The organism is Actinopolymorpha singaporensis (assembly GCF_900104745.1).
Taxonomy (GTDB): Bacteria; Actinomycetota; Actinomycetes; order Propionibacteriales; family Actinopolymorphaceae; genus Actinopolymorpha; species Actinopolymorpha singaporensis.
In genome coordinates this window covers 1,401,272-1,419,580 of sequence record NZ_LT629732.1, presented here as the reverse complement: position 1 = coordinate 1,419,580, position 18,309 = coordinate 1,401,272, and the positions used below count along the sequence as shown (strand labels likewise).

Below are 18,309 nucleotides of genomic sequence, written 5' to 3'. Positions count from 1 at the left end.
GATGCCTCGGGCCGGGTTCGACGGCTACCCCCCAACCGTCGACCCGGCCCGAGTTGGCGTTCCCCCGGTGTCGCGTTCCGGCCCTGATCCGCAGGGCGAACCGCGGTCAGAAGCTGAAGCGGGCCAGCGTCTCACCGGCGAGGCGGACGTTGTCCACCTCGTGTGCGTCCAGCATGTTGAACAACAACCCGTCCAGCCCGGCGTCGACGTGCGCCTGCACCTGCTCCAGCACCTGGTCGGGACTGCCGGCCACGAGCATCGCCCGCACCTGCTCCTCGGGGAAGCCGGTGGCGGCGCGGATCTGCTCGACCTTGTGGTTCGCCTCCTCTGCGGTCGGCGCGATCACCATCGAGCACAGCTTGGTCTTGGTGATCTCGGCCGGGTCGCGGCCGACGTCGGCGCAGTGGCGCTCCAGCACGTCGAGCTTGTGCCGGACGGTGGCCAGGTCACCGAAGATGTTGGACGCGTCGCCGTACTCCGCGACCAGTCGCAACGTGCGCTTCTCCCCGCTGCCGCCGATCATCACCGGCGGGCCGCCCGGCGTCACCGGCCGGGGAACGTTCAGCGCCTCGTTGATCTGGTAGTACTTCCCGGAGAAGCTCGGCGTGTCCTCGGTGAACATCGCCCGGCAGATCTGCAGCGCCTCCTCCAGCCGGTCCATCCGCTCGCGAGTGGACGGGAACTCGAAGCCGTAGCCTCGGTGCTCGCTCTCGTTCCAGGCGGCACCGATGCCGAGGATCGCCCGCCCCGCGGAGATGACGTCCAGCGTGGTGACCGTCTTGGCGAGCAGGGCGGGGTTGCGGTAGGTCACGCCGGTGACCATGGTGCCGAGCCTGACCCGGGACGTCCGCGCGGCGAGTGCCGACAGCAGGCTGTACGCCTCGAACATCGGCTCGTCCTCGGTGCCGAGTCCGGGCAGTTGGTAGAAGTGGTCCATCACCCACACCGAGTCGAAGCCGCCGGACTCCTCCGCGGTGGTGGCGATGTCGGCGACCCGCTCGAACAACTCCGCGTCGGGTACGCCGGGATAGGTGAAACGTGGGATCTGCAAACCGAAACGGGTGACAGCCACCGGCTGGTCTCCTTCCTGTGCCTTCGGTCCAGCCTACGGACGCGACACCCGGAAGTAGTCGAACACCGACGTGGCCGGGCCGTACTTCTGGGTCGTCGCAGGCGTCGACGCCTGCGACACCAGGCCGACCCGCGGACTGGCGTCGGCCGGCAGCGTCCACGTCAGTCCCCACGTCCAGTGGCTGCCGTCGGTGCTGGACGCCGCGCGGTAGCGGTGTTCGCCGGTACGCGGGTCACGGGTGTGGACCAGCCGCAGCCACGTCGTGTCGGCCGGCGCGCCGATCAGCCCGCCGCCCCAGGACCGTCGGCCCTGGAACACCGTCTCCTTGCCGAACTCCACGATCCGGGTCGGGCCGACGGCCACCACGTCCAGCCGCAGGAACTCGTCGTCCCCGGCGTACACGATCAGGCCGCCCTGCTGGAAGTTGCGTTCGACGTCCTCGCCCAGGTCGATGTTCAGCTTCGTCTGCACGGTGTAGTCGCCGTCGGGCATCGTGCGCAGCAACAGGCCGGGCGTGCCGTCGCCCACCAGGTCGCCGGTCTGCGTCGGCCAGCGCAGCGCGCCGTCGCTCACCTGCGCCTTCGGGTCCGGCCGTACCCACGTCCAGCCGTCACCGAGCGCGCCGTCGAACTCGTCGGAGTACGCCGGGTCGACCGGGCCCGGCTTCGGCGTGGGGACGGCGCGGGTCACCGGCGTGTACAGCTGGTTGGCCGCGAAGTTGTCCGCCTCACCCGTGCTCTCACCCGTGCTCTCACCCGTGCTCTCACCCGAGCCCTTGCCAGAGCCCTTGCCCGAGCCCTCGGACACCAGGCCGGCGCGTCCGGGCCGGTCCAGGCCGGGCGGAAGGGTCAGCCGCACGGTCGCCCACGGGTCGCCGAGGCGGGCGTCGGTGAGGTCGGCGGTCGCGGTGGTCCCGCGTACCTCCAGAGCGAGGACGTGCCACGCGGAGGTGTCGAACCCGGGCGGCAGGGAGACGGACGCGCGCTGCACCTGACCGCCGAGCCGCGCCTCGATCCGTACCTGCCGAGCACCCGCGTCCAGCACCGCGCGCACCCCGGAACCGTCGGGGGCCGCCCGGGCGACCACACCGACCGAGCCGTCGGGGCCGTCTGCACCGTCACCGGGCACCCTCAGATCTGCCTCGACGCGTACGTCGGCGCGGGAGATCGACCGCCGGGTCAGCGCTGTCGTAGTGCCGGAGAGCCGGGCGAACCGGCCCGAGTCGGAGGCCTGGTCGGGGCCGGCGACGTTCATCGCGCCGTCGGGCACGGTGAACGCCGAGCCGGTCGCCGCCGGGTCCTCGAACCGGTCGTCCACCTCACCGAGCACCACCGGCGCGGGCTGCGGCTCCTGCGACGCGCCCAGCCCGGCGCGGACGATCGGCCAGCCGTCGATCCAGTCCATCCGGTCGAGGTTCATCGGCCGCATGGTGAAGCCGGGTGAGACGTCCAGCCACGGGTCGTTGCGGTCGATCGCATGGTAGGCCATGTACGTCTGCCCGCTCACGTCCAGCGCGGCGGAGTGGTGCCCGGTGCCGATCCACTTGTTGCCGTTGGGTGCGATGACGGGGGTGCCGCCCGCCCTGCTCGCCAGCAGCGGCTTGCCCAGCCTGTCGACGAACGGACCCAGCGGGCTGCGGGAGCGGCCGGCGAACACCGAGTAGCCGGTGGTGGGACCGGCGCAGCAGTTGGCGGACGAGCCGAACAGGTAGTACCACCCGTCGCGTTCCAGGACGTTCGGTCCCTCGTAGCGGGACGCCGCGACGTGCACCGGTTCGCTCACCGCGCGCCGCCCGTCCGCGGACAGCTGCACCACCCAGATCCCGGTGCCGAACCCGCCGTAGTAGAGGTAGTGGGTACCCGTGCTGTCGGTGAACATCGCCGGGTCGATCACCGTGTCGTACCCGCCGCCCACCGGCCTGGCCGGGATCAGTGGCTGGTCGGACGGCGTCCACGGCCCGGCTGGGGTGGGCGCGGTCGCCACGCCGATCGCCGGGTCGAACCCCTGCGTGCTCGTCGTGGTGTCGGGGACGGTGAAGTAGAGCAGGTACTTCCCGTTGAGGTAGCGGATGTCGGGTGCCCAGAAGCCGGTGGTCGCCGTGGCCCAGGTCGGCCGCCGGCCCTCGGGGAACACGTCGCCGACCTTGCGCCAGTGCACGAGGTCCGGCGAGGTGGCGATCTTGTACGACGACCCCGTTTGGCCGGTCTCGTCGTACGGACCGCCGGTGGCGTAGGCGTACCACTGGCCGTCCTTGCCCCGCATCACCGCCGGGTCGGGAAAGTCGATGGAGTACCCGCGGGTCACGTAGTTGGTGTACGTGGACCGCTCGGCGTCCGCGGGTCGGTCGGCGTTCGCCGGCATCGGCGCGGCGGCGAGGGCCAGTGCCGCGAGGGCCCCGCCGAGCACACCGGCCACGGCAGCACGCGGAGCACGGCCGGGACGGGCGAGTCGGGCCGGGCGGGCGAGTCGGGCCGGGCGGGCGAGTCGGACCTGACAGAACTGACGGGACTGGCGGAACTGACGGAACGGCTTCATCGGGCTCCTTCGGGTTCCGCGGGATCGCAAACACCACGGCTGCGTGGGCCACATCGGGGTACGACATGCCCGATGTGTCCGTTCCGACGTGTCTAGGCGCGCCGACCAACGTTGTAAACCCCGGCTGGCCGGGTCCGGCCGCTCGGCACCGGTCGCCGACCGCGCCAGGATGGAGACGTGGTCGGCCGCCCGGCCGGCGCGAAGCCTGCGCGACCCAGCGCGACGTCAAGCGTTCTGCGAAGGAGTCCCCATGCCGATCGCCACCGTCAATCCCGCCACCGGCGAGACCCTGGAGGAGTTCACCGCCCAGTCACCGGACGAGGTCGACCGCCGGATCGCGGGCGCTGCGGAGGCGTTCCGGGCGTTGCGGCGGACGACGTTCGAGACCCGCGCGGAGTGGATGCGGGCGACCGCCGACATCCTCGAACACGAGACCGACCGGATCGCCGCCACCATGACCATCGAGATGGGCAAGACGATCGGCGCGGCGAAGGCCGAGGCGACCAAGTGCGTACGCGGCATGCGCTACTACGCCGACAACGCCGAGCGCCTGCTGGCCGACGAGCCGTACGCCCACCCGGACAAGGTCGGCGCCTCCAGCGCGTACGTCACGTACCAGCCGCTGGGGCCGATCCTCGCCGTGATGCCGTGGAACTTCCCGCTGTGGCAGGTGGTGCGGTTCGCCGCGCCGGCGCTGATGGTGGGAAACACCGGGCTGCTCAAGCACGCGTCGAACGTCCCGCGCACCGCGTTGTACCTCGACACGCTGTTCACCCGCGGCGGCTTCCCCGAGGGCAGCTTCGCCACCCTGCTGATCGGCTCGTCCGACGTCGAGCAGGTGCTGACCGACCCGCGGATCCGGGCGGCGACACTCACCGGCAGCGAGCCGGCCGGTCGCTCGGTCGCCGAGATCGCCGGCCGGCACATCAAGAAGACCGTGCTGGAGCTGGGCGGCTCCGACCCGTTCGTGGTGATGCCCTCGGCCGATCTGGACAAGGCGGCGAAGGTCGCCACCACCGCACGCTGCCAGAACAACGGGCAGAGCTGCATCGCGGCGAAGCGGTTCATCGTGCACGAGGACTGCTACGACGAGTTCGCGGAACGCTTCGTCGCCGCGATGACCGCCCTGAAGGTCGGCGACCCGATGGACGAGGAGACCGACGTGGGCCCGCTGGCCACCGAGTCCGGCCGCGACGACGTCGAGCAACTCGTCGCGGACGCCGTGGGCAAGGGCGCGAAGGTGCTCTGCGGCGGCGACACCCCCGACCGCCCGGGCTGGTGGTACCCGCCGACGGTGCTCGCCGACATCACCCCGTCGATGCGGATGTACGCCGAGGAGGTGTTCGGGCCGGTCGCCCAGCTCTACCGCGTCGGGTCGCTCGCCGAGGCGGTCGAGCTGGCGAACGTCACGACGTTCGGTCTCGGCGCGAACGCCTGGACCCGCGACGGCGACGAGCAGGCGGCGTTCGTCCGCGATCTGGAGGCCGGGATGGTGACGATCAACGGCATGGTCACCTCCTACCCCGAGCTGCCGTTCGGCGGGGTGAAGAACTCCGGCTACGGCCGGGAGCTGGGCGCCCCGGGGCCGAAGGAGTTCTGCAACGCCAAGACAGTCTGGATTTCCTGAGGAGCCGACCCTCAGCCCCGTGTGGGGCACTGCGGTTCCTGACGCCGGCTGAGCCCGACACGAAAGGGCTGGGAGGGGCTCCCGCCCGCCACCAGGCCGCGGTCACGGCTGGGTGGCCGCTCGAGCGGGTGGGTCGGCGTGGTACGCCGGTCAGCCGCGGTACGCCGCGAACGCCAGCAGGGCAAGCGGCAGGCCGAGGGCCAGAACCCACGGCAGTCCGAAGACGAGCGGCACGACGCCGACGAGGGCGAAGTCCGGCCCACGGAAGATCTGCGCCACGAAGCCCGCCGGTAGCGCACCGGCCGGGGTGGAGATGAGCGGACCGTCGTAGCTGACCCGCTGCCGGGTCACCGAACGGATCCCGCCGGCGGCGATCGTCGCGGCGAGCGCGAGCCAGGTGACAGCGGCGGGTTCGGGTGCGGAGAATCCGAAGACGAGCATCGAGTTTCCGGCGACGGCGGGCAGTGCGGCCAGCGCCCACAGGACGGCGGCCGCCAGCAGGGGCGCCGCGAACGCGAGCCGCAGCGGCCGGTCGGCGACCGGGAAGGCGCGCCGCAGCCCGGCCGAACGCGCGACGACGTGCAGGCCGCCGCCCAGTGGACGTAGCGCGAGATAGCCGACCACCACGGCGAGGAGCGGGGTCAGTGTGGGTACGCCGACCCGGTCGACGGCGTACGGCACCGCCAGCAGGCCGACGGCGAGCGCCAGCCGCTGGGGCGACCGCAGCGACCGCTGCGCCTCCCGTACGGCGACCCCGACCAGGCCGCTCCCGTGCCCGCGCAGGGTGCGCCCGGCGCCCCGCTGCCGGAACCTCCGGGCGACCAGCAGGTCGGAGACCATCGAGGTGTCCAGGGAGGCCGCCGCGCCGGCCAGCCCGGACAGGAGTTCGCCCCCGGCGACGAGTTCGCGGCGCGGCAGCCGGCCGACCCGGTGGACGACGGTGACCACCAGGGCGACGGCCGCGACCGCCGCCACCACCGCGCACGCGACCAGCGGAGCCGGCTGTGCCCACGCCGTCGACCACACCGCCCGGTCGAGCAGAAGCAGGGGTACGGCGGCGAGGGTGGCGACCACCACCACGTCACATGCGATGCCCAGCGCCCGGCGTACCTTCGGCGCGCCCTGGGCGAGGATCGACGCCGCGACCGCCACCACGCCGACACCCGCACCGGCCAGCGCCCCCGCACCCACCGCGACCGGGTGGCTGGAGGTGAGCAGCACGAGAACGGACACCAGCGCGGCGCCGAGGACGGTCGCGCCTGCCAGCAACGCGGCCGCCGGCCGGAGCAGCAGCCCGCGCCGGTCGACCGGCGTACCGAGCAGGAAGGTTCCGGACGCCCGGCTGGCCACCAGCGGCCCCAGCGCGACCAGCGTCCGCACCGCGAGGGCCAGCACCGCCGCCCCGAGCGGCAGCGGCAGCACCAGCCGGGCGTCCACACAGCCCGGCCCGGAGCAGCGGGCAATCTCCAGCCAGGCCCGCGACAGTGTCGTACCGGCCATCGAGCCCACCATGAGCACCGCGAACAGCCACAGGTAGAGGTCGTCCAGCGCCTGCCCCAACGTGCGGTTGGAGTGGTCGCGGCGGCGTTGCCGCAGCTCCCGCCGCAGGCTCCGCGGTGTCGGTACGGCGGCCGGCCGGCCCGGAGTCGACGGTGCGCCCACTCGGGCGGTCATGCGTCGCCGCCGACGCGCAGGGTGTCGGTGGCGACCGCCTCGATCAGGTCCGGCGAGTGGCTCGCGAACACCACCGCCACCCCGTCGGCCAGGTCGGCGCGCAGCTTCTCGGCGAGCCACTGCCGACCCTCGACGTCCAGGCGCTGCTCGGGCTCGTCGAGCACCAGGAGCCGGCGCGGCCGGACGAACGCAGTGGCCAGCGCGAGCCGGTGCCGCTGCCCCGACGACAGCGTGCTGGGGAACTGGCGGGTGGTGCCGTCGATCCCGAGTTCGCGCAGCGTGTCGTCGACCGCGACCTCGGGATCGGGTACGCCATGTGCGCGGGCCAGCAGGTCGAGGTGCTCGGCGACGGTGAGGTCGGGGAAGAAGTCGATGTCGTCGAAGACGGTGGCCACGTCGCGGCGGATGTCGGCCGAGGTCTCCTCGTACGTCCTGCCGTCGAAGGTCACCGTGCCGCCGGTGGGCTTCTCCGCCCCGGTGAGACAGCGCAGCAGGGTGCTCTTGCCGGTGCCGTTGCGGCCCACCACGGCCAGCGCGGTGCCGGCGTTCACCTGGAACGACACCGCGTCCAGGACGACGTGGGCGCCGTACGCGTGACGGAGGCCGTCGACGGCGAGCAGCGGCGCGCTCATGCGGTCACCGCCTGCATGTCCAGGCTGCCGTCGATCTGGCCGAGCAGATCGAGGAACGCCTGCTTGCCCGCCGCCACGTCGCCCTCACCGGTCGGGGTGTCGACGGTCGCGGCGAACATGTCGGCGACCAGGTCGAGGGTCTGGCCGAGGAGCGCGGGACCGGTCTCGTCCCCGGCTCGGACAGGGCCGATCATGATCATGCCCAGCGAGACCACGCCCATCAGGTGGCCGAGTACCGCCGGGTCGACCTCGGCGCGGACCAGGCCGGCCGACCGCAGGCGATCCACGAACCCCTCGCTGAGCGCCAGCCGCGGGCCGCTCGCGCTGGGCGGGTTGCGGCGCAGCCGCGTGCCCAGCACCTCGACGTCACGGGTGTAGAGCGCGCGCAGGAAGGGCCGGTCGAGGAGTTCGGCGGTGCAGTGGTGGTAGATCCGGGACAGCCGGCCGCCCTGCTCATCGGCCAGGACGCGGGCGGCGGCGGCCCGGAGGTACGCCCGCAACTCGTGCCTGACCAGGGCCTCGACCAGGGCGTCCTTGCTCTGGAACTCCAGGTAGATCGCGCCCTTGGAGATGCCGGCGGCCCGGGCGATCTCGTCCACGGTGGTCTTGGCCACCCCGAACCGTACGAACAGTTCGGCGGCAGCGGCCAGCACCCGCTCGGTCCGATCCATCCCACTCCCTGCTACCCGGCCGAGGCGCCGGCTGACCGATTGAACCTATCCGGTCAGAAGGTAGCAGCCCTTTCCCGACCGGCTTCGGGGCCGGTCGCCGGGCCGGAATCCGGACCTGTTCCGGGGTCGGCCTCGGCCGAAGCCGGTGCGGGCCCGCGTTCCACCGCACCCGGCCCCGTCTCCGACGGACCTTCCAGCGCCAGCTTGTGAGCCAGCCGGGCCAGCGGCCGGGGTGCCCACCAGGCGGCGCCGCCGAGCAGCGCGAGCACCGCCGGCACCAGCAGTCCTCGTACGATCGTGGCGTCCACGGCGATCGCGATCAACATGCCGAGGCCGATCAGCTTCATGAACTTCAGCCCGCTCAGCGCGAACGCACCCACCACCACGGCCAGCAGCAGGGCGGCGGCGCTGATCAGCCCGCCGGTACGCCCCAGGCCGATGACCACGGCCTCCTTCGCCGACGCACCCGACCGGTAGGCCTCGGCGATCCGGGACAGCAGGAACAGTTCGTAGTCGGTGGACAGCCCGAACAGCACGGCCAGCATCAGCACCGGGATGGACGCGTCGATCGGCCCGGCCTCGGTGTTGAGCAGGCCGATCAGGTGCCCCTCCTGGAAGATCCACACCACAGCACCGAACGACGCGGTGAGCGACAATCCCGAGAGCACCACCGCCTTCACCGGTACGACGACCGACCCGAATGCCAGGAACAACAACACCAGGACCGCGCCCGCGAGCACGGCGAGCATCCACGGGATCCGGTCGCCGATGGCGTGCAGCGAGTCGACCAGCGACGCGGTGGGTCCGCCGACCAGGACCTCGTCGACCCCCGCGGGTGGAGCCAGGTCGCGCACCTTTCCGATCGCCTCCTGCGCGGCATCGCCCTGCGGGTCGCCGTCCACCTGCGCGGCGAGTACCACCCGGTCACCCTTCCCGCCGAGCGGGGCGACCTGTCCCATGCCGGGCACCGCCGAGACGTCCGCGGCGAACTCCCGCACCGCCCGCTGCCCCGGGGCCCGGCCGTCCGCGCCGACGAGGATTACCTGGGCCGCGTCGGTGGACGCGGCCGGCAGCCGGTCGCGCACCTGCTCGGTGGCGGTGCGCACCGGGTTGCCCTTGGGCAGCACCGAGGCGTCCACCTCGGCGTACTCCGCCCGCAGGAACGGCGTACCTGCGAGCAGCAGCGCGCCGATCACGATCACCGCGACCAGCGCGGGTTGCCGCATCACCGCCCGGCCGACCCGGCCCCAGCCGCGCTCGGCCCGGACCGCGGGCCGAGCGTGCCGGCCGGTGTTCCCGGGGCGACCGGCGCGTCGGCTCCGCACCCACGGGACCGCGAACGCATCGACCCGGGGGCCCAGGACGGCGAGCAGCGCGGGCAGCACGGTGACGGCGGACAGCGCGGCCACGATGACCGCGGCGATCCCGCCCAGGCCGATCGAGCGCAGCATGCCCTGCGGGAACACCAGCAGCCCGGAGAGCGCCGCAGCCACCGTGAGTCCGGAGACCAGCACGGTGCGACCGGAGGTGCGCATCGCCACCGCCAGGGCGGCCCGGACGCGTTCCCGGTCGGCATCCTTTCCGGTGCTCCGTCCACCGGCAGCCGCACCCGCTCCGGTGTGCAACTCCTCCCGGAACCGGCTGACGAGGAACAACCCGTAGTCGATGGCCAGGCCGAGGCCCAGCAGGGTCACGATGTTCATCGCGAACACCGACACGTCGGTGAACGCCGAGAGCACCCACAGCACGCCGAGCGCGCCGACGATGCCGATCCCACCCACGACCAGGGGCAGCCCGGCCGCGACCAGGCCGCCGAAGACCACCACGAGCAGGACCATCAGGACGGGGAACGACACGAGTTCGGCCCGCTTCAGGTCGCTCTCGGTCTGCGCGTTGACCGCCACCCCCATCGCCGCCCAGCCGCTGAACCGCACGGTCAGGCCCGGTACGCCGTACGTCGCGCCGGCCTCGCCGTCCAGCGCCCGCTGCACGGTCTTCCAGTCGGCCAGTTGGTCGCCCTTGCCGGTCACCTGCAACCGGATGCCCACCGCGCCGGTACGCCCGTCGCGGGACAGCTGCGCCGGCTGCTGCCACCAGCCGGTCGCACCGGCCACCTTCGCGCCGGGCAGGTCGGCGACCTTCCGCTGGACGGCACGAACGGTCGCCGGGTCGCGCAACGACTGCCCCGCGGGCACCGTGTAGACGGCCAGGGCGTCCACGCCGTGGTCACCGAGCGCCTTGTCCACGGCTGCGCTCGCGCGCACGGACTCGCTGCCGGGCACCTCGTACCCGCCCTGGTCGAGCCGGCCGGTGAGTGTCGTCGACGCCACCCCGGCGAGCACCGCGAGAGCGGCCGCCACCGAAAGAATCCACCAGCGACGTCGCACGACCAGCCCTGCCCAGCGTGCGAGCATGGAGACCTCCGGAATGCGGAAAATGTGACGATCCTAAACTTGCTAATGGATCGTAACGAATGGCGAGGTGGGCAGCGACATGAGAGAGGCCACATCGACGCGTGGTCCCGGTGTGTCCTCGGCCGTTCACCCTGCGAGCGCAGCTGCCTCGGACGCCCGGCCGAGCCGCCGGGAGTTGCGCCGGCGGGAGTTCCTCGCCGACATCGGCGACGCCGTCCGGGAGCTGGTCGTGGCCGAGGGGCAGCCCGCGGTGACCATGGCCGCGGTCGCCGCCCGGCTGGGCGTCACCGCGCCCGCGCTCTACCGCTACGCACCCCAGGGACGCACCGGCCTGCTGGACCTGGGCTGCGCCTCCGTCGCGCACGAGGTCAGCGCGGCCCTGCGCGACTACCGGGCCTCGCTGGGCCCTGACCCGCTCGACCAGGCGGTCGGCATCTGCCGGGCGTTCCGCCGTTGGTCGTTGGATCACCGCGCGGAGTTCGCCCTGCTCTTCGCGCACCCGGCGGAACACCTCAACCAGCTCGCGTTCCGCACCGGAGCACCGGCCGGCGCCGACCCCGACGACGACGCCGGCGCCGACAAGGGTGTCGAGGCCGAGGTGATCGAGGCCGTCCACGATCTCGCCTGGGTCTTCGAGGAGACGATGCTCCGGCTGTGGGCCGCCCGGTCCTTCGACGTACCAGCCGACGAGACGCTGCCCGCGGCGCTGCGGACCAGCCTCACCGGATACCGCGACGAGGTGCTCACCCGCGCCCGGGCGGCAGGCGTGGCAGTCGACTCGCTTCCGGTGGCCGCGATCTCCACCCTGCTGCAGTGCTGGGTACGGGTGTACGGCCTGATCTCGTTGGAGACGTTCGGGCACCTGACCCACATCGGCGGCGATCCCGAGCCGTTGTTCGAGTCCGTCCTCGACGAGCTGACCCGCTTCGCCGGCGCGGCTCCCGGCCGGGGCTGAGGCCGGAGCCGGGGCCTGGCCCTGCCGCAGTCACTCCTCGACGCTGCCCCCGAGGACGAGTGACAGGGTCGCCCCGGCACCCTCCACCAGCCGCACCGGCACGCCCCAGTCCTGCTGGTGGATGTGGCACATCGGGTGCTCGGCGTCCTCGTCGCAGCTCGCCGCGGTGGCCGCCACGTGCAGGACACCATCGCCGACGGCGGCGTCCAGGACCAGCCGCCGGGTGAGGTGGGTGCCGCTGCCCTCACCCTCGCGCAGCAACGCCGGCGGGGTCGCGGACACGAACAACCTGGTCGCCGGACCGGCGGAGTCGTCCAGCTTCTGCCCCGGCGGCGGCTCGAACTCCACCACCAGCTCCACCACACCGGGCGCGACCGTCGTCACCGGGCGCTGGGTCTGGTGGGCGAACTCGCGGACGGACCGTACCTGGCCGCCGAGCGGGAACCTCGCCACCCGGTGCGCGGCCGACTCCACCACGATCAGCGTGTCCCCGTCGACCACGGCGCCGCTCGGCTCGACCAGGCCGGCGAGGAGGGTCGTCACCGTGTCCGCCGCGGGGTCGTACCGGCGGACGGCGCCGTTGTAGGTGTCGAGGACCGCGACCGAGTCGTCGGGCAGCACGGTCACCCCGAGCGGGTGCTGCAGCAACGCCTGGCCGGCCGGGCCGTCCCGCAGGCCGAAGTCGAACAGGCCGGTGCCCACGACCGTGTGCACCTCGCCGTCCTCGACGTAGCGCAGTGCGGAGGTCTCGGCGTCGGCCAGCCACAACCGCCGCCCGTCCGCGGACACCGCGAGCCCGGACGTCTGGGCGAACCACGCCTGCGGCAGCGGGCCGTCTGCCAGGCCCTCGTTGGTCGTACCCGCCACCGGACGCGCCTCCCGGCTCGCCGGGTCGAACGTCCACAGCTGGTGGATCCCCGCCATCGCCACCCAGACCTGGCCGGCGTACCACGCCACGTCCCAGGGGCTGGACAGCGCGCCGACCCCGTCACCACGCATCCACTGCAGGCCGTTGCCGGCGAGGGTGTGCACCTGACCGGTCGACAGGCGTACGCCGCGCAGGGCGTGGTTGGCGGTGTCGGCGACCACCACGTCGTAGCCGGCGGACGCGGCGACGTCGGGCGGGAGGAGACACAGGCCGTTCGGCTCGCGGAACGCCGCCTCGTGCGGGCCGCCGTCGAGGAAGCCGCGCTCGCCGGTGCCGATCCGGCGGACGACGGTCTCCAGGTCGGGCGCCAGCACGGCCAGGCTGTGCGCTCCCGCGTCGGCGACCAGCAGGTTGCCGTCGGGCAGGGGCGCCGCCTTGGCGGGGAAACGCAGGGCGGTGTCGGGCGGGGGCGGCGGGACGTACGGCGAGGAGTCCCGGCGCAGGGTCGCCCGGGCGTCGTGGGCCGGCACGAGTTCGGCCAGCAGGGCGTCCAGCGCGTGCGCGTGGCCCTCGCCGGAGTACTGCGCGACGACGTACCCCTCCGGGTCGACCAGGGTGAGCGTCGGCCAGGCCCGCGCGGTGTAGGCCTGCCAGGTGGTCAGGTCAGGATCGTCGAGAACGGGATGGCGGACGGCGTACCGCTCGATCGCGGACCGGACGGCCGCCTCCTCCGCCTCGTGGGCGAACTTCGGCGAGTGCACGCCCACCACGACCAGGACGTCGGAGTACTTCTCCTCCAGAGGCCGCAGCTCGTCCAGGACGTGCAGACAGTTGACACAGCAGAAGGTCCAGAAATCCAGCAGCAGGAAGCGGCCCCGGAAGTCGGCCAGCTCGTACTGCCGGCCGCCGGTGTTCAGCCAGCCACCACGTCCGACCAGCTCAGGGGCACGTATCCGCATGAGCGGAACTTATCTTGTAAGCCCGCGACGTGCCCGTCCCGGGAGGTCGCGTCAGGTGCGGCGGGCGTACCAGCCCGGAACGAGGTCCGGCTCCCGGGGGTAGCGCTCGAGGTCCTCGCGGAAGTCGTCCTCGGTCGCCGACGCCACGCTGGGCTCGCCGTCGTAGTCGAAGTCGATGCTGAACCGCCCGTCGGAGGCGAGCTCGAACCGGGCGGTGTACCACGCGCCCTTGCCCGTCTCGTACGTCGCGTCCCGCAGGTCCGAGAACAGCTCATAGAGATCGTCGGGCATCCCGGTCGAGGTCTGCCGCCCGGTCCGGTCGGTGTGGACGACGTCGAACCGCGCCTGGTCCCCGACCATCGAGCAGACCACCCGGGCGGAGGTGAAGTCGTCCGGCAACTCGTCGACGAGCGCCTGCCCGATCGCCTGCAGGAGCTCCTGTTGGCGTGCCTGGTCCACCATCGCCTGCGTCCCTACTTCGGCTTGCTGCGGTTGGAGATTACTTCCGTGACCGTATAGGGCGGGCTGCCGTCCCTCGGCGTCACGGTGTATTCCACCTTGAACCAGTCCGGCCGTTCTCCTTCACCGCGGTACTTCGGTACGACCTTCAGGTCGACGTCGTTGTCGGCGTCGACCAGGTCCTTCAGCCGCCGCTCCATGTTGCGCCACTGCCCGTAGCTGTTCTCCCGCCAGCTCTGCGGCAGCGTGTTGATCCCCGCTCCCGATCCGCCCAGCTCGCGGGCGATGATGTGGCCGCCGGCGTCGGTGTCGTAGCCCTGCGGGTTTCCGGACTGGCGGCGGTCGGCGCCTCCGGACAGGACCTGCTGGTCGGGGTCGCGGACGTTCTTGTTCCGCACCAGCCGGCCCTCCACCCGGGAGACCCGGCCGTGCCTGTCGGTCTGGTAGACCGCGCTGAGCCCGGTGTCCCGGTCGTGGACGCGGTAGATCGTGTCCGGTTCCCACCCGCGCCTGGAGTTGGGCGCGTCCCGGGCGGTTGTGTGCCCCGACGGCGTGTGGCCAGGCAGGTGGTGGCGGTTGACCCGGGCGTCGGAGGGGTCGACGTGATGAACGCGGACCCGCCGGCCGGACATCTTCTCCAGCCGCCTGACGATCGCGCGCGCCACGCGCGTGCTCGACTCCCCCGCCACACCACGTCGTGCCATGTCGCGTTCTCCCCGGCCACCTCGTCAGCGAGCTCTCACGATAGAGGGCGGACCGTTCGGGTAGGCGACCGTTTTCCACAGGGGGTCGTTGTCCACAGTTCGGCGCCCGCGCGTCCTCGGCCAGAAGGCGCGGCGGACTACAGTGCCGGGTGGTCCTGCCGAGCCGGTCGGGTACGACACCGGCTCGGTCTTCGGGTGCCGGTCAGAGCGGGAACGAGTGGGAAGAGGTGTGCGCCGATGTCGCGAGCAGGGCGAGCCGGTAAAGCCGGATGGTTCGTGCTGGTCGCCGCCGGAGCGCTGGTCGCCGGATGCGGAGTACCCGCGGTGCAGCCGGTGAGTCTCGCCGAACGCCCGCCGAAGGCCCCGCCGAGCCGCTCGCCCCAACCCGGCGACACCTCGACCTCCGGCCCCACGCCGAAGCCCACGGCCACGGTGAAGCAGGAGTCACCCACTGCCGGCACCGTGCGGGTGACCTGCGCGACGCTCGAGTTCGCCATGCCGTCGTCGTGGACGGCGAAGGAGACGACGGACGGCGCGACCTACACCGTGTCCGGCGACGACGGCGGCGGTCAGGTGAGCGTGTCCGGGCGGTACTACACGGGGGAGCGGGCACAGCGGTCACAGGCGGATCTGCGCGCGGTCGTACGCGGAACCGACGGGGTGACGCTGCAGCGCGACACCGACAACCAGGTCGTCGGGAAGCTGAGCGTGCAGCGCGGCACCGAATGGCGTTTTGCGCAGGCCTTCCCCGACGACCGGAGCGAGGTCGTCAAGATCACCTACACCCCGGCGGACGACGCCTCCGACTCGGCAGTCAGCGAGACGACCGACCTGGTGCAGAACGCCGTCGGGAAGCTGGAGATCACCGACCCCGGCACCTGTGACCAGGCCGGTTAGAGCCTGTCCTGCAGGGTCCGGCCGCGGCGGCCACGGGGCGGACCCGAAGAGTCCGCCCCGCAGTCACGCGCTTGGATCCGGCTCGGTCCTCAGATGGGCATCGACACGAACGGCGAGGCGTACGCGTCGACCTTGTCCAGTCGCCCGGCGATCTGCTCGGCGCTCAGCGAGGCACGGTCCTTTTCACCCTGGATGAGCTTGGACAGCAACCGCACCTCGCCGGCGGTGGCGATGCCGGTGATCTGCGGGTGGGAGAGCACCCACGCCAGCGCGGCGGTGATGTTGTCCTGGTCGTCCAGCGGCTCGTACCACGTCGTGTAACGGTGGTCGTCCTCGGTCCAGGTGCGCCGGGCAACCGTCTTGATGATCATCAGACCGGCGTCCACCCGCTGCGTCTCGGCCGCCAGCTCCTGCCACGCGTTGTAGTAGGTCTCGTCGCGGCCGAGGGCGTAGTTGAGCGGGGTGAGCACGGTGTCGAACGGGAACCTGCGCAGCGCCTCGCGGTGGGTGGCCGGCGCCTCGTGGCCGTGGCCGGTGATCCCGATGTGGGACACCAGGCCCTCGTCGCGCGCCCGGATCGCCGCCTCCAGCGCGCCACCGGTGCCGGTCGCCTTGTCCAGCTCCTCACGGTCACCGACCGCGTGCAGCTGGATCAGGTCGAGCCGGTCGGTCTGCAGGCGTTCCAGGGAGGCGTTGATCTGCGCCCAGGCCGCCTCACGCTCCCGCTCACCGGTCTTGGTGGCGAGGAAGATCTGGTCACGGATGCGCGGCATCCACGGGCCCAGCCGCAGTTCGGCGTCGCCGTAGCTCGCGGCCGTGTCGAAGTGGTTGATGCCCGCGTCCAGCGCCTCCTGGATCGACGCGTCGGCGACGTCCTGGGTCACCTCGGCGAGCGCTGCCGCGCCGTAGATGAGGACGCTGCTCTGGTGCTCGAGCCGTCCTAGCCGCCGCTTTTCCATGGTGAACTCCGCTCCACGAGTCTGGACACGATCGTGCGCCCGCGCGACCTGCGTGCCCGGGCACGGCGTTCACTCTACGGCGACGGGGCGCCATACGGTGTGGCCACGCCTGGCCAATCGAACGCCGAGCGGCCGGACCATTCCGGCGAATCCGGCGTCAGGCCGGGGCCGGCCGGCGGCTCTGCACGATCCGGAACCGGCCGGTCACGTAGGCCGCGTCGACGTAGGCGGCGTTGGCGGCCGGGTTGGCGCCCGTGCCGTGGTAGTCGCTGAACGCCGCCGACTGGTTGACGTACACCCCGCCGGTGAGGTTCTCCGACAAGGCGACGCCCACGTCCAGCGCGACCTCCCGGGCGGCGTCCAGGACCGGCTCGGAGGTGGAGTACACCGCCGCGGTCATCGCGCCGCGCTCGTGGCCGAGCCGGCGCACCAGGTCCAGCGACTCGCTGGTGTCGGCCGTCCGGACGAGGAACGTCACCGGGCCGAAGCACTCCCGGGCGTACGGCCGGTCCCCGGGGTCGCCCGGACCACCCGCGTCGACCGCCACGATCGCGGGGGTGCGGACCACCGCGTCCGGGTGCGTGGGGTGGTCCAGCGAGCGCGACTCCAGCACCATCTCACCGAGGTCCGCGGCTCGCTCCACCCGGCCGAGCACGTCGTCGTTCACGATCGCGCCGAGCAACTCGACCGCCCGGGCCTCGTCGGCGAGCAGCTTGTCGACTGCCGCGGCGAGTCCCGCGCCGACGTCGGCGAAGCTCTTGTGACCCTCGTCGGTCTCGATCCCGCCGGCCGGCACGTAGATGTTCTGCGAGGTCGTGCACATCTGCCCGGAGTACAGCGACAGCGTGAACGCGAGGTTGGCCGTGAGGCCGCGGAAGGAGCCGGTGGAGTCGATCACGACCGGGTTGACGCCGGACTTCTCGGTGTGGACGAGTGCCTGGGTGGCGTGTGACTCCAGCCAGCCGCCGAACTCCCCCGACCCGGTGAAGTCGACGATCCGCACCTCCGGACGGGTGGCGAGGTCCTTCGCCAGGCCGGCGTCTTCGGCCTCGGCGGCGAGGGTGACGAGGTGCGGGTCGAAGCCGCGCTCGGCCAGGACCTCCTGGCAGGTCTGGACGGTGATGGCCAGGGGGAGCACCGCCCGCGGGTGCGGCTTCACCACGACCGGGTTGCCGGTGACCAGGGACGCGAACAGGCCGGGGTAGGAGTTCCAGGTGGGGAACGTCGTACACCCGATCACCACCGCGACCCCGCGGGGGACGACGGTGAACGTCTTCTCCACCCGCACGGGGTCGCCCTTGGCCGGGCGCTCCCACACCATCGTCGCCGGGTGCCGGGTCATCTCGGTGTGGGCGAACGCCACCGCCTCCAGCGCCCGGTCCAGCGCGTGCGTCCCACCGGCCTGGAAGGCCATCACGAACGCCTGGCCGGTGGTCGCCATCACCGCGTTCGCGAGCTCGAAGACGCGTCCGTGCAGCCGCTGCAGGATCTCCAGCGTCACCTCGACCCGGGTGTCGGGTCCGGCGTCCCGCCACCGGGCCATGCCGGCCCGGGCGGCGGTGAGCAGGTCGTCCAGGCCCCCGGCGCCGACCTGTGGATAGCGCACGCCGAGCGGGATGCCGAACGGCGACTTCTCGGTGGCCACGGCGCCGTCCGCGCCCGGGACGCTGACCGGAAAGGCCCGTCCCTCCCACGCCTCGAACGCCCGCTGCCCCTCCGCGGCCGCGTCGGGTCCGTAGACACGTGGGCTCGGGGACTCGGGGAACGCGGAGTAGTAGCCGCGGGAACGGATTGCGGCGACGGCCTGGTCGAGAGTGTCGGCATCCACGGCGTCAGCGTAGGCGTTCGGCGGCCTCCCCGGCGTGCATTGCACGGACGCGTTC

General features: G+C 72.5%; 14 protein-coding genes. 3 read left to right on the top strand and 11 right to left on the bottom strand.

Annotation, left to right across the window (positions count from 1 at the left end):
• Positions 1 to 106 precede the first annotated feature (106 nt).
• Positions 107 to 1,072 carry an LLM class F420-dependent oxidoreductase gene (locus tag BLU27_RS06405; protein ID WP_092651523.1) on the bottom strand — a complete coding sequence of 322 codons (966 nt, stop codon included), beginning with the start codon at positions 1,070 to 1,072 and terminating at the stop codon, positions 107 to 109.
• 33 nt (positions 1,073 to 1,105) lie between these two features.
• The gene (locus BLU27_RS06400; RefSeq protein ID WP_092651521.1) at positions 1,106 to 3,607 is read right to left on the bottom strand and encodes a glycoside hydrolase family 43 protein; all 2,502 of its coding nucleotides are present in this window, start codon (positions 3,605 to 3,607) and stop codon (positions 1,106 to 1,108) included.
• 250 nt (positions 3,608 to 3,857) lie between these two features.
• On the opposite strand from BLU27_RS06400, the gene BLU27_RS06395 reads away from it, so the two are divergent.
• Entirely contained in the window at positions 3,858 to 5,234 is a 1,377-nt protein-coding gene (locus BLU27_RS06395; RefSeq protein WP_092651519.1) for an NADP-dependent succinic semialdehyde dehydrogenase, read from the top strand.
• A gap of 150 nt (positions 5,235 to 5,384) precedes the next feature.
• Here BLU27_RS06395 and BLU27_RS06390 read toward each other — a convergent pair whose 3' ends face one another.
• The 4 genes from BLU27_RS06390 to BLU27_RS06375 are packed head-to-tail and all read right to left on the bottom strand — an operon-like array spanning position 5,385 to position 10,625.
• Positions 5,385 to 6,908: a DUF6297 family protein gene (locus BLU27_RS06390; protein ID WP_157728271.1), complete on the bottom strand. Its 1,524-nt coding sequence runs from the start codon at positions 6,906 to 6,908 to the stop codon at positions 5,385 to 5,387.
• Positions 6,905 to 7,540 (bottom strand): heme ABC exporter ATP-binding protein CcmA, encoded by a 636-nt coding sequence (gene ccmA / locus BLU27_RS06385; RefSeq protein ID WP_092651514.1) that lies wholly within the window; start codon positions 7,538 to 7,540, stop codon positions 6,905 to 6,907. Before ccmA ends, BLU27_RS06390 begins: the two co-directional genes overlap by 4 nt.
• Positions 7,537 to 8,211: a TetR/AcrR family transcriptional regulator gene (locus BLU27_RS28835; protein WP_157728270.1), complete on the bottom strand. Its 675-nt coding sequence runs from the start codon at positions 8,209 to 8,211 to the stop codon at positions 7,537 to 7,539. The genes ccmA and BLU27_RS28835 overlap by 4 nt, the downstream gene beginning before the upstream one ends.
• 53 nt (positions 8,212 to 8,264) lie before the next feature.
• A complete protein-coding gene (locus BLU27_RS06375; RefSeq protein WP_092651512.1) occupies positions 8,265 to 10,625 on the bottom strand; it encodes an MMPL family transporter in 2,361 nt (786 codons plus the stop codon).
• 79 nt (positions 10,626 to 10,704) lie between these two features.
• Here BLU27_RS06375 and BLU27_RS06370 point away from each other — a divergent pair, with 79 nt between their 5' ends.
• Positions 10,705 to 11,580, top strand: a complete 876-nt coding sequence (locus BLU27_RS06370; protein WP_157728269.1) for a TetR/AcrR family transcriptional regulator — start codon at positions 10,705 to 10,707, stop codon at positions 11,578 to 11,580.
• A 30-nt stretch (positions 11,581 to 11,610) separates the two neighbouring features.
• On the opposite strand, the gene BLU27_RS06365 is transcribed toward BLU27_RS06370, so the two are convergent.
• From BLU27_RS06365 to BLU27_RS06355, 3 genes are read right to left on the bottom strand one after another with little or no spacing between them, the layout of a single operon-like run.
• On the bottom strand, positions 11,611 to 13,407 hold the full coding sequence (locus tag BLU27_RS06365; RefSeq protein WP_092651507.1) for an NHL domain-containing thioredoxin family protein: 1,797 nt from the start codon (positions 13,405 to 13,407) through the stop codon (positions 11,611 to 11,613).
• Between the two features lie 51 nt (positions 13,408 to 13,458).
• The gene (locus BLU27_RS06360; protein ID WP_092651505.1) at positions 13,459 to 13,869 is read right to left on the bottom strand and encodes an immunity protein YezG family protein; all 411 of its coding nucleotides are present in this window, start codon (positions 13,867 to 13,869) and stop codon (positions 13,459 to 13,461) included.
• A gap of 11 nt (positions 13,870 to 13,880) precedes the next feature.
• Positions 13,881 to 14,570: a DNA/RNA non-specific endonuclease gene (locus tag BLU27_RS06355; RefSeq protein ID WP_092651503.1), complete on the bottom strand. Its 690-nt coding sequence runs from the start codon at positions 14,568 to 14,570 to the stop codon at positions 13,881 to 13,883.
• Between the two features lie 237 nt (positions 14,571 to 14,807).
• Here BLU27_RS06355 and BLU27_RS06350 point away from each other — a divergent pair, with 237 nt between their 5' ends.
• On the top strand, positions 14,808 to 15,467 hold the full coding sequence (locus BLU27_RS06350; RefSeq protein WP_157728268.1) for a hypothetical protein: 660 nt from the start codon (positions 14,808 to 14,810) through the stop codon (positions 15,465 to 15,467).
• Positions 15,468 to 15,556: 89 nt separating this feature from the next.
• On the opposite strand, the gene BLU27_RS06345 is transcribed toward BLU27_RS06350, so the two are convergent.
• The gene (locus BLU27_RS06345) at positions 15,557 to 16,426 is read right to left on the bottom strand and encodes an aldo/keto reductase (protein ID WP_092651499.1); all 870 of its coding nucleotides are present in this window, start codon (positions 16,424 to 16,426) and stop codon (positions 15,557 to 15,559) included.
• Positions 16,427 to 16,583: 157 nt separating this feature from the next.
• The gene (paaN, locus tag BLU27_RS06340; protein WP_092651497.1) at positions 16,584 to 18,254 is read right to left on the bottom strand and encodes a phenylacetic acid degradation protein PaaN; all 1,671 of its coding nucleotides are present in this window, start codon (positions 18,252 to 18,254) and stop codon (positions 16,584 to 16,586) included.
• Positions 18,255 to 18,309 lie beyond the last annotated feature (55 nt).